The sequence below is a fragment of the Mycolicibacterium stellerae genome (genome assembly GCF_003719305.1).
Classification (GTDB): domain Bacteria; phylum Actinomycetota; class Actinomycetes; order Mycobacteriales; family Mycobacteriaceae; genus Mycobacterium; species Mycobacterium stellerae.
The window spans coordinates 1-13,721 of the sequence record NZ_RARC01000006.1 but is presented as its reverse complement, the minus strand read 5'-3'; the positions used below and the strand labels follow the sequence as shown (position 1 = coordinate 13,721).

The following is a 13,721-nucleotide window of genomic DNA, read 5'->3' as shown; positions in this document are numbered from 1 at the left end:
AGCTGCCGTAGCGGCCGCAGACCGGACAGTTCGGCATCCCGAGACACCGCTGGCCACCTGGCCGATAGGTGCCGCGGCGTAGAGCCAGTCGTGGCAGACTGCGCCAATGGCTGGCGGACGGGCGGCGCCGCGGATCTTCATCCTCGCGTCGGTTGTGACCTTGGTGGTGGCCGTCATCGGCTTCATCGTGACGATGGTGTTGAACGCCTTCGTCTTCGATGAGTACGACGCCTACGGCGAAGTACCGATCCCGGGTTCGAGCAGCCTGCACCTACCCGCTGGCGAGGCGACGATCAGTTTCCATACCCAAACGATCGGCAGTCCGAGCGGCGGCGGTCTTCCCGTCCCGCAGCTGGGGCTGACCATCGTTCCGCCCGAAGGGGTACCGAAGCCCCAGGTCACCGAAAGCTGGGGCACCACAACCACCGTCAACAATGACGCCCGCATCCGGGTCTGGCTGGTGCAGATACCCGCCGGGGGCACCTACGACATCACCACCGACGGCAACGTCAACGGTTACATCAATCCGCAACTGGCATTCGGGCACGATTCCTCCAACGTCACGCTGGTGTGGGCGTTCGCCGGGCTGTTCGTCATCGGCCTTCTCGAGCTGACGGCGGCGATCGTCTACGCGGTGAGGAGTGGTCGACGTCCGGTACCCGCAGCACCCGTCGGTCCGACGTTCCATGTCGGCGAGCCCTACGGGGTCGCGGATCGATACACGCCGACCGACGACGGGATTCGGATAGAGCAGCTGAAAAACTTGGCGGCGCTGCGTGACTCCGGCGCGCTGACCGAGGACGAGTTCGAGGCAGAGAAGCGCCGGATCCTGAACTCCTAGCCCCGCGAGCGTGCGCGGTATGCCGACATTTCGCGGCGTGTCGTGTGCAGACACGCACGCTCGCGGGGCTAGGTGAGCCGTGGACGGTCAGTGGCCGCGGGCGACCCATTCGTCGTAGTGCACGATCTCGTCGCCAACGGTGGTGGAGTCGCCGTGGCCGGTGTAGACAATGGTTTCGCCGGGCAGCTTGCCGAGCTTGCCCGCAATCGAATCCAGGATTGTCGGGAAGTCGGAGTACGACCTGCCGGTTGCACCGGGCCCGCCCTCGAACAGGGTGTCGCCGCTGAACACCGCGTGCAGCTCGGGTGCATACCAGCAGACCGAGCCTGGCGAGTGGCCCGGCGTGTGCAGGGCGCGCAGCTCGGTACCGGCGACGCTGATCGTTTCACTTTCGCCGACGGCGCGGAACTCCTTGTCCGGATGGGTCATCCGCCACAACACGTCGTCGGCGGGATGCAAAAGCACCGGCGCGTCCAGCGCGTCACCAAGCTGAGGTGCCACCGTCACATGGTCGTTGTGGCCGTGGGTGCAGATGACCGCGACCACGTTGCGGCCTCCCACGGCGTCGACGATCGGGCCGGCGTCATGTGCGGCGTCGAACACCACGACGTCGTTGTCATCACCGACGATCCAGATGTTGTTATCGACTTCCCAACTGCCGCCGTCGAGTTCGAACGTGCCGTGGGTGACTATCCGCTGGATTGGTCCGCCGTTCACTTCAACACCACCACCGAGCGCAGTACCTCGCCTGCGTGCATCTTGTGGAATGCGTCCTCGATGTCGTCGAGGCCGATGCGTTCGGAGACGAACTTCTCCAGCGGCAGCCTGCCTTGCAGGTAGAGGCTGATCAGGGTGGGGAAGTCGCGCTCGGGCAGGCAGTCGCCGTACCACGACGACTTCAGCGCACCACCGCGGGAGAAGAAGTCCACCAATGGCATCTCCAGTTTCATGTCCGGGGTGGGAACACCCACGAGCACAACGGTTCCCGCGAGATCGCGGGCGTAGAACGCCTGCTTCCAGGTTTCCGGCCGCCCGACCGCGTCGATCACGACGTCGGCGCCGTTGCCGTCGGTGAGGTCCTGAATCGTTTTCACCGGATCGAGCTCGCGGGCGTTGATGGTGTGGGTGGCGCCGAAATCGCGCGCCCAGTCCAGCTTTTTGTTATCGGTGTCCACGGCGATGATGCGCTTGGCGCCGACCAGCCGGGCGCCCGCGATGGCGGCGTCACCTACCCCGCCGCAGCCGATCACCGCAACCGTGTCGTCGCGGCTCACCGCGCCGGTGTTGATCGCCGCGCCGATGCCTGCCATCACCCCGCAGCCCAGAAGCCCGGCCACGGCGGGGTCGGCCGCGGGATCGACCTTGGTGCACTGTCCTTCGTGCACCAGCGTCTTGTCGACGAACGCGCCGATGCCCAGCGCCGGGGTCAGCTCGGTGCCGTCGGTCAGCGTCATCTTCTGTTCGGCGTTGAACGTGTCAAAGCACAGGTGCGGACGCCCGCGCTTGCAGGCCCGGCACTGTCCGCACACCGCGCGCCAGTTCAGGATCACGAAATCGCCGGGCTCCACGTTGGTCACCCCGGCGCCGATCGATTCGACGGTGCCCGCGGCTTCGTGACCGAGCAGAAACGGGTACTCGTCGTTGATGCCGCCCTCGCGGTACGTCAGATCGGTGTGGCAGACCCCGCAGGCAAGGATGTCGACGACCACCTCGCCCGGCCCAGGGTCGGGGATGACCACATCCACCACCTCGACCGGTTCACCCTTCTTCCGCGAGATCACCCCGCGCACTGTTTGACCCATGAGTCAAACCTTAGCGGGACGCATCGGCGGGCCGATAGTGGAAGCTGTAAGCATGATGCCGGTGCTCTACCTGAGTCACGGCGCGCCGCCGCTGGCCGACGATGAGCTGTGGGTGTCGGAGCTCGCGGCGTGGGCCGCCGACCTTCCGGTGCCCACGGCGATCCTCGTCGTCTCGGCCCATTGGGAGGCCGCTCCGCTGACGATCGGCTCGACCACCGCCGAGACGCCGCTGACCTACGACTTATGGGGCTTCCCGGAGCGCTATTACGACGTCACCTATGGCGCCCCGGGTGCGCCTGCCCTTGCCGCGACGGTCGAATCGCTGATGCCCCACGGGGAACCCGTGGCCCATGATCCCGACCGCAGGCTCGATCACGGCGCGTACGTACCGCTCACCGTGATGTATCCCGGCGCCGATATCCCGGTGCTGCAGATCTCCCTGCCGACGTTGGATCCGCAACGTCTGATGCACCTCGGCGAACGCCTTCGACCGCTGCGCGACGACGGGGTGCTGCTGATCGGATCGGGGTTCACCACGCACGGCCTGCCGTTCCTGGACGACCCGTCGCCGGCTGCCATCCCGCCGGGATGGTCGGTGGAGTTCGACAGCTGGGCGGCCGAGCGGTTCTCCGCAGGCGATCTCGAGGGGCTCATCGACTTTCGGAACAAGGCGCCGGGGATGCCGTATGCGCACCCCACGATCGAGCACTTCGCGCCGTTGTTCGTGGCACTCGGCGCGTCGGACGATCCGGAGCAGACGCCCCGCCAAATCATTGACGGCTTCTGGATGGGCCTGGCGAAGAGGTCGATTCAGCTGGTGTGATGGAGGAACCATGGAAATTCTGATCGACCACCTCGCCGAGGCGCGCAAGGCCCACCGACGCAACGACTGGCGCGCGAGCTACGCAGCGTTCGTGCGCGCCGATGGGCTGGGCCCGATGCCCACCGACGACCTCGACGCCTACAGCGCCGCCGCGTGGCGCCTCGGTCACGCAAGCGAGGCGGTTCGGCTGGCCGAGCGCACCTACGACCGGCTGGTGCGCACCGATCCCGCCGCTGCGACGATGACGGCCGCTGTTCTTTCGATGCAGTGGCGCGCCCGCCAACACCAGGCGGTGGCGCGACAGTGGGCCGACCGTGCGCGAGGGCTGCTTGCAGGTGTGTCCACGAGCGGGACGCACGGCTATCTCGCCTACCTCGACGCCGCGACCGCGCTCGACGAGGACGACGCAGACACGCTGACCCGGGCGGCTACCGCGTTGCGGCAGACGGTCGCGAATACCGCCGACGCCACGCTCGCCGTGCTCAGCCGCGTGGTCGACGGGATCACCGCGCTGCGCCAATCGCGCGTCGATGACGGTTACCGCCTCCTCGACGACGCGCTTCTGCCTGCGCTCGATGACGGGGTGCAGCTGGAGTGGGCCGGCGACGTCTATCGACTTGTGCTGCGGTCGGGTGATCGGGTCGACGCGGATCATCGCCAGGCGTGGACGGAGTCGATGCGGCGCTGGGTTGTCGTCACCGGGGTTGTCATCGATACCGGAGCGGCGGCGGGGTCGTAGGCTCCTGCCCGATGCCTGCCCTCGACGCGATCGCCGACTGGCCTGTCCCGACTGCCGCCGCTGCGATGATCGGGCCGTCCGGAGTGCTTGCCGAGCACGGCGATGTCACCCATCGGTTCGGGCTGGCTTCGGTCACCAAGCCGTTGGTTGCGCGCGCCGTTCAGATCGCGATCGAGGAGGGCGTGCTCGAACTGGACACACCCGCGGGTCCGCCGGATTCGACGGTGCGCCACCTGCTGGCCCACACCTCCGGCTACGCGATGCACACCGATCAGGTGATGTCTGAGCCGGGAAAGCGCCGCATCTACTCGAACTACGGGTTCGGTGTGGTCGCCTCCGCGGTCGAGAGTGAATCGGGTATCGAATTTGGCCGCTACCTCGCCGAGGCCGTCTTCGATCCGCTGGGCATGACGTCCAGCGAACTCGAGGGTGGCGCCAAGGCGGCGGGCTACGGGGCGACGTCGACGGTCGCCGATCTCGCGCTCTTCGCCGCTGAGCTGCTGCGACCGGCTCTGGTATCCGCCGAGATGCATGCCGAGGCCACCAATGTGCAGTTCCCCGGGCTAACCGGGGTGCTTCCCGGATTCGGGGTGCAGCGACCCAACGACTGGGGGTTGGGATTCGAGATCCGTGACGCCAAGGCGCCGCACTGGACGGGCTCGGCCAACTCGGCGCGCACCTACGGCCATTTCGGGCAGTCAGGGACCTTCATCTGGGTCGATCCGGCCCGTGACCTGGCGCTTGTCGCGCTCACCGATCGCGATTTCGGCGACTGGGCGTACGAGCCCTGGCCGGCGCTCTCCGATGCCGTCCTCGCCGAATTCGACGGCACATAGCCGGGGACTAGCGCAACAGGGGCCTCACAAGGCACAATAGACACGTTCGACACAACTGCAGCTAAATCGCATCACCAGGTCGTTGGGGAAGACGTCCCTCGTGGAGCGAAGGAGTAGCAATGCGTGCGTCGAACCAGTTCGCCGACTCGACGACGGGCGTGGTTTTCATCCACGCCTCGCCAGCGGCCGTGTGCCCGCATGTCGAATGGGCGTTGTCGTCGACCCTTCATTCCCGAGCAAATCTGACCTGGACTGCGCAGCCGGCGATGCCCGGCCAGTTGCGCGCGGTCACCAACTGGGTTGGCCCGGTCGGCACCGGCGCGCAGCTCGCGAACGCGCTGCGTTCGTGGTCGGTGTTGCGCTTCGAGGTGACCGAGGACCCCAGCGCAGGCGTGGACGGGCAGCGGTTCTGCCACACCCCGCAACTGGGCTTGTGGAGCGGCGTGATGAGCGCCAACGGCGATGTGATGGTCGGCGAGATGCGGATGCGCTCGCTGATGTCCGCTGGGGCGGACATGCTCGTCGCCGAGCTGGACTCGGTGCTGGGCACCGCATGGGATGAGGCCCTCGAGCCGTATCGCAGCGGCGGCGACACCGGCGAGGTGAGCTGGCTGAACCGCGGAGTCGGTTAGCCGACGACATTCAGCCGCGGCGCCGGCTGGGTTCCACCGCCAACTGCACGTGCACGGCGTCGCCGTCGTCGATTCCCAGCGGTCTGCGCAGGGCCACCTTCAGCGGTACGAGATAGACGTCGTCGCGCGGGATCAACGACGTGCCGACCTCGATGTCGCCGATCCGCACACGCGCGGGAATGACCCCCCACCCATAGGTGAGGTCCGCGGCGTGATCGTGCAGAAACGCGTCGACCTCGTCAGGGGTTTCGACGAAGAAGTACGGTGCCGGGCCGCGCCATTGGAACACCTCGGCGTCGAACTCCCACTCCATCGGTGCCACGCTACGGCCGCAGGATCTTCAGCGCTCCCGGTACCGCCGACACCTCGACCGGCAGCGGGCAGACGTACTCGCCGTCGGCGTAGGCATTGATGCCGGGGGAGTCCACCGTGATCGTGCGCGCACGTGCGGTGCGCACCTCGTCGAGGTCGACATGGCTGCCCTTGAACACGGTGGGGAACAAGCGAATCAGCTTCGTGCGCGACGCCGAGGCCACCATGGTTACGTCGAGCTGACCGTCGGTTGGGTCGGCGTCCGGACAGATCAGCATGCCGCCGCCGTAGCTCTTCGTGTTGCCGAATGCGGCAAGCGTGAGCTCGGTATCGAGTTCCTCACCGTCGAGGGACAGGCGAAACGGAAGCAGTCGAAGCTTGGACAATTCGGCGACCATGGCCACGTTGTAGCGCATCCGGCCGTGCGGCCACCGCATGCGGTTGGTGCGATCGGTGACGAGTGAGTCGAAGCCGGCGGCCATCACGGTGCCGAACCATCTGTCGGTGCCGTCGGCGCCTTTGATGCGACCGAGGTCGACTGTTTGCACAGCGCCGTCGACGACGACATCGGCGGCAGCCTCGGGATCCTTTGTGGGAATACGGAATTCGCGGGCATGGTCGTTGCCGGTGCCGGCCGGGATGATGGCCAGCGGGATGTCGGTTTGCGCCAACACCTGCAGCGCAAGCGCGATGATGCCGTCTCCGCCCACGACGACGAGTGCGTCCATCCCCCGTTCCAGTGCGCCTTCGACTAGTCGACGCGCATGCTCGGCGTCGGCTCCCGCGATGGCGACGACGTCGACGCCGCGGCGATGCAGTTGAGCCACCGCCCGTTCGGCCGCGTGTGGTGCGCTGCCATGCCCGGACGCCGGGTTGGTCAGCATCGTGACCCGGCCGACTCCGGTCATCTCGCTCTCCCACGACGCGCGCGCGTCACGGAATCAATTTGCCCGGGTTGAGGATTCCCGCCGGATCGAGGGTCGCCTTGACAGCTTGCAGCACCTTGACCCCGACGTCGCCCACTTCGTCGCGCATCCACGGCCGATGGTCGGCACCGACCGCGTGGTGGTGGGTGATCGTGGCGCCGGTGCGCACCATCGCGTCCGACGCCGCGGCTTTCGCCTTGCGCCACTGCTCGATCGGATTGCCGCGTTGCGCGGCGACGACGGTGAAGTAGAGCGACGCCCCGGTGGGATACACATGCGAAATGTGGCACAGCACAAGCGCAGGCGTGCCGGTTTCGGCCAGCGCGGTCGTCAGCGCCTCGGTCACCGCGGATTTCAGCGCGGGGATGTTGGACCAGTTGGTGGCCGTCTCAAGGGTTTCGCACAACGCGCCCGCCGACAGCAGCGAATCGCGCAGATACGGCGCGTTGAAGCGGCCGTGCTCCCATGCGCGCGCCGGCGCTTCGCCGAGCGAGGTGCCGCCCTTGGCCTGCAGCAGTGCCCGCGTTTCGGCGTGCCTGCTTTCGACGTGTTCCTCGGACCCCTCGAACACGGTGATCGCCAGGCAGCCACCGGTGATGCTGTTCTCGCCGATGCTCTCGGTGGTGGCAAGGTTCACACCGGTTTCGGCCTCGTCGGAGAGGCGCAGCACGGTCGGGCCGGTACCGGTTTGGGCGACGGCGCGCAGGCCGTCGGCGCCGCTGGCGAAGTCGGGAAACGACCAGGCCTCGTAGCGGGTCGCGGCCGGCGTCGGGTGAACCTTGACGCGGACGCGGGTGATGACGCCGAACACTCCCTCGGAGCCGATCAGCAGCTGACGTAGATCCGGGCCTGCCGCGGATTCCGGCGCACGCCCGAGGTCGAGCACGCCCGCAGGCGTGATCGCGCGCAGGCCGCGCACCATGTCGTTGAAACGTCCGTAGCCCGCCGAGTCCTGCCCGGACGACCTCGTCGCGGCGAATCCGCCGATCGTCGCGAACTGAAAACTCTGCGGGAAGTGACCGAGCGAGAATCCCCGCTCGCCGAGCAGGCGTTCGGCATCGGGTCCCGTGACGCCCGCGCCGAGCTCGGCCTCCCCGGATACCTCGTCGAGCGAGTGCAGTTCGTTCAGCCTGCGCAGATCGAGCGAGACCACCGCCTTGAACTGACCACGCAGCGGATCGAGACCGCCGACGACACTGGTTCCTCCGCCGAACGGAACGACGGCGATGCTGCGCTGTCCGCACCACCGCAGGATCGCGGCAATCTCGTCGTCGTCACCAGGAAGCAGGACCGCATCGGGTGCGTCCTGGACGCCCGGGTCGCGGCGCCGCAGCAGATCAAGGGTGGACTTTCCGCCTGCGCGAAGCAGTCTGTCGCCGTCGTCGACGCGGCAGTTCTGCGCCCCGACGATGTCGGCCAACCCGTCGTGGTCGGCGGGTGAGAGTGCCGACGGTCGCAGCTTGACCCGATCGGGTTCGAGCTCGGGAAGCTGGGCGTCGCCGACCCCGAGCGCCTGCGTCAGCAGATTCCGAATTCCGTCGGAGAGCGGCTTCGCCTGCTCCGGGTCGCCCCATGCATCCCACTTCATCATGCGTTACAGTATTACATATGCTGTCAATCAGTAACGACTTGTCGCCAGACCTCGGTGACCGGATCCTCGACGCGGCGGCGAGTTGCGTGCTGGCCTTCGGCATAGACCGGGTGACGCTGGCAGAAATCGCCCGCCGGGCGGGGGTGAGCAGACCGACCATCTACCGCCGTTGGCCCGACACCCGGGCGTTGCTTGCGGCGCTGTTGACCGCGCGGATCGTCGGCGTGCTGCGCGATGTGCCGTCACGCGGCGCGGGACGCGAAGCCCTGGTCGAGCGGATCGTCGGTGTCGCAGAACGGCTTCGCCATGACGACGTCGTGATGTCGGTATTCCACTCCGCACCCGAGCTGGCGATGGTGTACATCGCCGAGCGCCTCGGCACCAGCCAGCAGATCCTCATCAATGCCGTCGCCGCCGAGCTGAAGGTGGCCCAGCGCGAGGGCAGCGTACGGGAGGGTGACCCACGCCAACTCGCCGCGATGTGCCTGCTGATCACCCAGTCGACCATTCAATCCGCACAGATCGTCGAGCCGATTCTCGATGCCGATGCCCTCGCGGTCGAACTCGCCCACTCATTGAACGGATACCTGAAACCATGACGAGTTCGGCTGCCCTCAACGCATCTCGCCGCGCACGCGAATTGGCGGCGCTGGCCGACGGCAGGCAGCTCGATGTCGTGGTCATCGGCGGCGGCATCACCGGAACGGGGATCGCGCTCGACGCCGCGTCGCGAGGTCTGACGGTTGCTCTCGTCGAAAAGCATGACCTGGCCTTCGGGACCAGCCGGTGGAGTTCCAAGCTCGTGCACGGCGGCCTGCGCTACCTGGCGACCGGCAACGTCGGTATCGCCAGGCGCAGCGCCGCCGAACGCGGAATCCTGATGACGCGCAACGCCCCGCATCTGGTCAGCGCCATGCCCCAACTCGTTCCGCTGCTGCCCGCGATGGGCAGCCCGGAACGCGCGCTGGTGCGCACCGGATTCCTCGCCGGCGACGCGCTGCGCTGCATGGCGGGCACGCGATCATCGACGCTGCCCCGATCCCGGCGCATCTCTGTGAGCCGCGCCGTCGACATGGTGCCCGCGGTTCGGCGCGACGGCCTGCGCGGCGGGCTGCTGGCCTATGACGGGCAGTTGATCGACGACGCCCGCCTGGTCGCCGCCGTCGCGAGAACGGCCGCCCAGCACGGCGCGGTCATCCTGACCCGGGTCGCGGCCTCGGACGCCACCGGCACCTCGGTGCGCCTGACCGACCGGCTGACCGGCGAGTCGTTCGAGGTCAAGGCGCGTGCCGTTATCAATGCCAGCGGCGTGTGGGCCGGGGAGGTCGACAACTCGATCACGTTGCGACCAAGCCGCGGCACACATCTGGTCTTCGATGCGAAGGCGTTCGGAAACCCGGCAGCGGCGCTGACCATACCCATACCGGGAGAACTCAACCGCTTCGTGTTCGCGATGCCCGAGCAGCTGGGCCGGGTGTATCTCGGCCTGACGGACGAGGACGCGCCGGGACCGATACCCGACGTCGCCGAGCCGACGCCGGAGGAGATCGGCTTCCTGCTGGACACCGTCAACACCGCGCTGAACGTGAAGCTGGGCCGCGACGATGTCATCGGCGCATACGCGGGGCTGCGGCCGCTGATCGACAACGGAGGGGGCAGGACGGCCGATGTGTCGCGCGACCATGCCGTCGTCGAGTCACCGTCGGGAGTGATCAGCGTGGTCGGCGGCAAGCTGACCGAGTATCGCTACATGGCCGAGGATGTGCTCGACAAGGCCGCCGCGCTGCGTGGCCTGTCCGGCGGCCGCTGCCGGACGCGAAACCTGCCGCTCGTCGGTGCGCCGTCGAATCCGGTTGCGACGCTACGTGTTCCCACCGAACTGCCGTCCTCGTTGGTCGCCCGATTCGGGGCCGAGGCACCGAACGTGATCGCCAGCGCCACCTGCGACCGGGCAGGCGATCCGGTGGCCGAAGGAATCGACGTGATCCGGGCCGAGTTCGAGTACGCGGTGACCCACGAGGGCGCGCTGACGGTGGACGATATCGTCGACCGTCGCACCCGCATCGGGCTGGTCGACTCCGAACGGGACACGGTGTTGACTGTGGCGGAGGAAATGCTCGCAGGAGGTAATTGATGAGTCTGGCTGACGGCCGGGTCGGGCGTAATGCCTGGTTCTGCGACAGCGAAGGCAACATCCTCGGCATCGGTCAGGCCGTCGAATGAGGCGTATTACGGCGATTGCTGCGGTGCTCGCGGTTCTGGTGGCGTCGCCTGCCGCACCAGCTGCAGCCGACACCGGGGTGTCCAGCGGCAAGGCCTACGCCGTCAAGATGACCTCGATCGACGGCACCACAACCGACCGGTTGGGAAATTGGGACGCGAAGTTCTCCGAGCTCTCCGGCGGTGACCCTGCCGTGCTCGAGGCGTTCAACCACGCCAGTCGCGTCGCGGTCACCGAACAGATCGAAAGGGCGAAAAGCGAATCCAACCCTGGAGAACAGTGGAACTTCGACTCGAACGGTCAGGTGACGTTTCGCAGCATCGCGGTGGCCCAGCTCATCCTGGGTACGCACTACTACGGCGTGCATCCGACTCCATACATCAGCACCGTCGTGATCGACAGTCGAAGCGCTGATCCCGTCATGCTCACCGACCTCTTCACCGACTCGCAGGCCGGGCTGCACCGATTGTCCGAGCTCACCGGAGCCGAGCCGCGGGCCGAGAACTTCGTGAACTGGATCCCCACCGCCGAGGGTCTGGAGATCCATTTCGCCCCTTACCAATTCGGAATCGCGCTGCCCGAGACCAAGACCGTGGCCTGGGCAGCGCTCACCGATCTACTCGCACCCGTCATGGCCGGGATCACTTCGGCCTGAGTCAGTACCGAACGTCGCTCTGCAGCAGCGGTGGGTACGGCGTTGACGACTCACCGTCGACCGTGCAGCCCGCGAACTGAAGCATCGCCCGCATGGCGCCGTTCATCTCTGCCGGGTAGCTCAAAGCCGGTGCCGAAACGTCGTTGAGCATGCGCAGGTGCTCGGTGCTCAGCGTCACGTCGACGGCGGCGAGGTTGTCCTCGAGGTGCGCCAGCCTGCGGGCACCCACGATCGGTACGACGGTCCCCTCGCGTGCCCGCAACCATGCGAGCGACACTGCCGCAGAGCTCGTTTGGAGTTCATCGGCGATCGCGGCGACGGTGTCGATGACCACGAACTCGTCGTCGCTCGGCCCGCCGACGTAGGCCGCCCTGGCCGAGTCGCTGACCTCGACGCCACGGCGGTACTTGCCGGAAAGGAAGCCGTTCTTCAGCGGACTCCACGGCACGAGCGCCATCTCCTGGTCCAGCGCAAGGGGTGCGACTTCACCCTCCACGGTGCGGGCCAGCAGCGAATACTCCACCTGCAAGGCGATCAGCGGCGTCCAGCCGCGCAGCAGGGCCGTCGTCTGCGCCTGCGCGGTGACCCAGGCCGGCGTGTTGGAGAACCCGATGTAGCGAATCGTGCCCTCCCGGACCAGGTCGTCGAGCGATCGCATGGTTTCCTCGATCGGCGTGTTGCGGTCCCAGTTGTGCAGCCAGTAGAGGTCCAGGTAGTCGGTCTGCAACCGGCGCAGCGTCTGGTGCAACTGGCTCCTGATCGATGAGCGGCCAGCGCCGCCGCCGTTGGGGTTGCCCGGATACATGTTGGTGAAGAACTTCGACGCCAGCACGACGCGATCGCGTTGACCGGGATGGCCGGCCAACCAGTCGCCGAGGATCTTCTCCGAATGGCCGTTGGTGTAGAAGTTGGCGGTGTCGACGAAGTTGCCGCCGCGGTCCACGTAGGACGCGAGAATTTTCTCGGACTCCTCGACGCTGGATCCCGCGCCGCCCGCGTCTTCGCCGAACGTCATCGCGCCGAGTGCAAACGGACTGACCCGCAGCCCTGAGCGACCGAGCGTGAGGTAGTGATCGAGTGGCATGAACCTGCTCCTTGGCGTGTTTGATGGATATCTCCATCAAACGCCTATCAGCTGTTCAGCGGTATATCGATGCAATCATTGCCTTGCACAATCCTATCGAATTTGCTGTGATCGGAGTATGCGCAGGACTGCTGATCTACTCGACGAGATGCGGACGTTGATCGCCGCGCACGCCCGGCCCGACCTGTCGACGTCGGTCGACGGCCTGCTGATGTCGAAGGTGACGACGGCCTTTGCAGCGCCGGAGTATTCACTGACCGAACCGCTCGTCGTCGTGATGGCCCAAGGCGGTAAGCGACTGCTCCTCGGGGCGCAGGCGTACGAGTACCGGGCGGGTCAATGTCTCGTCGTCACCGCCAACCTGCCGGTCACCGGCCATTACATCGACATAACGGATGACTCACCGTCGCTGGCCATGGCGCTCGTGCTGCGCCCGGCCGTGGTCGCCGAGTTGGTGCTGCAGGCGCCGGTGCAGCGGTTGTCTCGCGGGGGAGACGCGGCGATGTCGACGGGTGAAGCCAGTGCCGACCTGCTCGACGCGGTGGTGCGAATGCTGCGCCTGCTCGATCGGCCCGTCGATGCGCCCGTGCTCGCGCCGATGATCGAGCGGGAGATCATCTGGCGCCTGCTCACCGGTCCGCAAGGCGGCGTGATCCGCCAGATCGGCCTTGCCGACAGCGACCTGTCGCTCATCAGCCGGTCGATCGGGTGGATCCGAGGCAACTACGCCGAACCGATGAGGGTCGAAGACCTCGCGCGCCTGTCCGGGATGAGCCCGTCGGCGTTTCACCGGCACTTCCGCGCGGTTACGGCCATGAGCCCGTTGCAGTTTCAGAAGCGGATCCGGTTGCAGGAGGCCCGCTCACTGCTGGTGTCCGGACCCGGCGATGTTGCGGGCATCGGTCATCGCGTCGGATACGACAGCCCATCGCAGTTCAACCGCGAGTACCGGCGGATGTTCGGTGTGCCGCCAGGGCAGGACGCCGCCCGGCTGCGCATGGAAGGGGAGCCGCGGACTGCGCTACTGGCATGACTGCCGCGAGGCTCGACACCCGTGGCGACCGGCGTTGCTTATGCACCGGTCGAAAAGTCCCAGCACAACCTCGATTTCGCCGTATCGCTCGCGGATTAGCTGTACTGACCTGAGAGGTTAGGTACGCGGCTGGCGGGTGGTTGACCGCCGAGTGCGGTGTGGCCGCGGTGGTGATTGTAGGTGTGTAGCCAGGTGATGAACGCGGTGCAGCGTTCGGAGTCGCTGG

General features: G+C 66.9%; 15 protein-coding genes and 1 pseudogene. 9 read left to right on the top strand and 7 right to left on the bottom strand.

Annotated features, from left to right (window positions below):
* The first annotated feature begins 106 nt into the window (after positions 1-106).
* The gene (locus D6M19_RS10090; RefSeq protein ID WP_123025081.1) at positions 107-841 is read left to right on the top strand and encodes an SHOCT domain-containing protein; all 735 of its coding nucleotides are present in this window, start codon (positions 107-109) and stop codon (positions 839-841) included.
* Between the two features lie 87 nt (positions 842-928).
* On the opposite strand, the gene D6M19_RS10085 is transcribed toward D6M19_RS10090, so the two are convergent.
* Both D6M19_RS10085 and D6M19_RS10080 read right to left on the bottom strand, forming a co-directional pair.
* A complete protein-coding gene (locus D6M19_RS10085) occupies positions 929-1,558 on the bottom strand; it encodes an MBL fold metallo-hydrolase (protein WP_123025080.1) in 630 nt (209 codons plus the stop codon).
* Complete coding sequence (locus D6M19_RS10080) at positions 1,555-2,643, bottom strand: S-(hydroxymethyl)mycothiol dehydrogenase (protein ID WP_123025079.1); 1,089 nt, start codon at positions 2,641-2,643, stop codon at positions 1,555-1,557. Before D6M19_RS10080 ends, D6M19_RS10085 begins: the two co-directional genes overlap by 4 nt.
* A 55-nt stretch (positions 2,644-2,698) precedes the next feature.
* On the opposite strand from D6M19_RS10080, the gene D6M19_RS10075 reads away from it, so the two are divergent.
* The 4 genes from D6M19_RS10075 (at position 2,699) to D6M19_RS10060 (ending at position 5,673) form a co-directional block, all read left to right on the top strand.
* On the top strand, positions 2,699-3,466 hold the full coding sequence (locus D6M19_RS10075) for a dioxygenase family protein (protein ID WP_123025265.1): 768 nt from the start codon (positions 2,699-2,701) through the stop codon (positions 3,464-3,466).
* A gap of 10 nt (positions 3,467-3,476) precedes the next feature.
* Complete coding sequence (locus D6M19_RS10070) at positions 3,477-4,205, top strand: chemotaxis protein CheY (RefSeq protein ID WP_123025078.1); 729 nt, start codon at positions 3,477-3,479, stop codon at positions 4,203-4,205.
* Between the two features lie 11 nt (positions 4,206-4,216).
* The gene (locus D6M19_RS10065) at positions 4,217-5,041 is read left to right on the top strand and encodes a serine hydrolase domain-containing protein (RefSeq protein WP_123025077.1); all 825 of its coding nucleotides are present in this window, start codon (positions 4,217-4,219) and stop codon (positions 5,039-5,041) included.
* Positions 5,042-5,160: 119 nt separating this feature from the next.
* A complete protein-coding gene (locus D6M19_RS10060) occupies positions 5,161-5,673 on the top strand; it encodes a DUF3145 domain-containing protein (RefSeq protein WP_123025076.1) in 513 nt (170 codons plus the stop codon).
* A gap of 10 nt (positions 5,674-5,683) precedes the next feature.
* On the opposite strand, the gene D6M19_RS10055 is transcribed toward D6M19_RS10060, so the two are convergent.
* The 3 genes from D6M19_RS10055 to D6M19_RS10045 are packed head-to-tail and all read right to left on the bottom strand — an operon-like array spanning position 5,684 to position 8,499.
* On the bottom strand, positions 5,684-5,986 hold the full coding sequence (locus D6M19_RS10055) for a DUF1905 domain-containing protein (RefSeq protein WP_123025264.1): 303 nt from the start codon (positions 5,984-5,986) through the stop codon (positions 5,684-5,686).
* A gap of 10 nt (positions 5,987-5,996) precedes the next feature.
* The gene (locus D6M19_RS10050) at positions 5,997-6,893 is read right to left on the bottom strand and encodes a diacylglycerol kinase (RefSeq protein ID WP_123025075.1); all 897 of its coding nucleotides are present in this window, start codon (positions 6,891-6,893) and stop codon (positions 5,997-5,999) included.
* A gap of 25 nt (positions 6,894-6,918) precedes the next feature.
* Positions 6,919-8,499, bottom strand: coding sequence for an FAD-binding oxidoreductase (locus D6M19_RS10045; protein WP_123025263.1), 1,581 nt, complete (start codon positions 8,497-8,499; stop codon positions 6,919-6,921).
* A 20-nt stretch (positions 8,500-8,519) separates the two neighbouring features.
* On the opposite strand from D6M19_RS10045, the gene D6M19_RS10040 reads away from it, so the two are divergent.
* From D6M19_RS10040 to D6M19_RS10030, 3 genes are all read left to right on the top strand, one after another.
* Positions 8,520-9,101 carry a TetR/AcrR family transcriptional regulator gene (locus tag D6M19_RS10040; RefSeq protein ID WP_123025074.1) on the top strand — a complete coding sequence of 194 codons (582 nt, stop codon included), beginning with the start codon at positions 8,520-8,522 and terminating at the stop codon, positions 9,099-9,101.
* Positions 9,098-10,636, top strand: a complete 1,539-nt coding sequence (locus tag D6M19_RS10035) for a glycerol-3-phosphate dehydrogenase/oxidase (RefSeq protein ID WP_123025073.1) — start codon at positions 9,098-9,100, stop codon at positions 10,634-10,636. Before D6M19_RS10040 ends, D6M19_RS10035 begins: the two co-directional genes overlap by 4 nt.
* Before the next feature lie 85 nt (positions 10,637-10,721).
* Complete coding sequence (locus D6M19_RS10030; protein ID WP_234834803.1) at positions 10,722-11,378, top strand: RsiV family protein; 657 nt, start codon at positions 10,722-10,724, stop codon at positions 11,376-11,378.
* A gap of 1 nt (position 11,379) precedes the next feature.
* Here the strand turns inward: D6M19_RS10030 and D6M19_RS10025 are convergent, their stop codons facing one another.
* Positions 11,380-12,462 (bottom strand): aldo/keto reductase, encoded by a 1,083-nt coding sequence (locus D6M19_RS10025; RefSeq protein WP_123025072.1) that lies wholly within the window; start codon positions 12,460-12,462, stop codon positions 11,380-11,382.
* Between the two features lie 118 nt (positions 12,463-12,580).
* Between D6M19_RS10025 and D6M19_RS10020 the strand changes: the two genes are divergently transcribed.
* Complete coding sequence (locus tag D6M19_RS10020) at positions 12,581-13,495, top strand: AraC family transcriptional regulator (protein ID WP_123025071.1); 915 nt, start codon at positions 12,581-12,583, stop codon at positions 13,493-13,495.
* Positions 13,496-13,590: 95 nt separating this feature from the next.
* On the opposite strand, the pseudogene D6M19_RS10015 reads toward D6M19_RS10020, so the two are convergent.
* Positions 13,591-13,721, bottom strand: a pseudogene (locus D6M19_RS10015) (IS481 family transposase); the annotation flags it as partial.

Coding starts and splice junctions, on each gene's coding strand:
- D6M19_RS10090 (WP_123025081.1), top strand. CDS start 107: ATGGCTGGCGGACGGGCGGCGCCGCGGATCTTCATCCTCGCGTCGGTT.
- D6M19_RS10080 (WP_123025079.1), bottom strand. CDS start 2,643: ATGGGTCAAACAGTGCGCGGGGTGATCTCGCGGAAGAAGGGTGAACCG.
- D6M19_RS10075 (WP_123025265.1), top strand. CDS start 2,699: ATGCCGGTGCTCTACCTGAGTCACGGCGCGCCGCCGCTGGCCGACGAT.
- D6M19_RS10070 (WP_123025078.1), top strand. CDS start 3,477: ATGGAAATTCTGATCGACCACCTCGCCGAGGCGCGCAAGGCCCACCGA.
- D6M19_RS10065 (WP_123025077.1), top strand. CDS start 4,217: ATGCCTGCCCTCGACGCGATCGCCGACTGGCCTGTCCCGACTGCCGCC.
- D6M19_RS10060 (WP_123025076.1), top strand. CDS start 5,161: ATGCGTGCGTCGAACCAGTTCGCCGACTCGACGACGGGCGTGGTTTTC.
- D6M19_RS10055 (WP_123025264.1), bottom strand. CDS start 5,986: ATGGAGTGGGAGTTCGACGCCGAGGTGTTCCAATGGCGCGGCCCGGCA.
- D6M19_RS10050 (WP_123025075.1), bottom strand. CDS start 6,893: ATGACCGGAGTCGGCCGGGTCACGATGCTGACCAACCCGGCGTCCGGG.
- D6M19_RS10045 (WP_123025263.1), bottom strand. CDS start 8,499: ATGAAGTGGGATGCATGGGGCGACCCGGAGCAGGCGAAGCCGCTCTCC.
- D6M19_RS10040 (WP_123025074.1), top strand. CDS start 8,520: ATGCTGTCAATCAGTAACGACTTGTCGCCAGACCTCGGTGACCGGATC.
- D6M19_RS10035 (WP_123025073.1), top strand. CDS start 9,098: ATGACGAGTTCGGCTGCCCTCAACGCATCTCGCCGCGCACGCGAATTG.
- D6M19_RS10030 (WP_234834803.1), top strand. CDS start 10,722: ATGAGGCGTATTACGGCGATTGCTGCGGTGCTCGCGGTTCTGGTGGCG.
- D6M19_RS10025 (WP_123025072.1), bottom strand. CDS start 12,462: ATGCCACTCGATCACTACCTCACGCTCGGTCGCTCAGGGCTGCGGGTC.
- D6M19_RS10020 (WP_123025071.1), top strand. CDS start 12,581: ATGCGCAGGACTGCTGATCTACTCGACGAGATGCGGACGTTGATCGCC.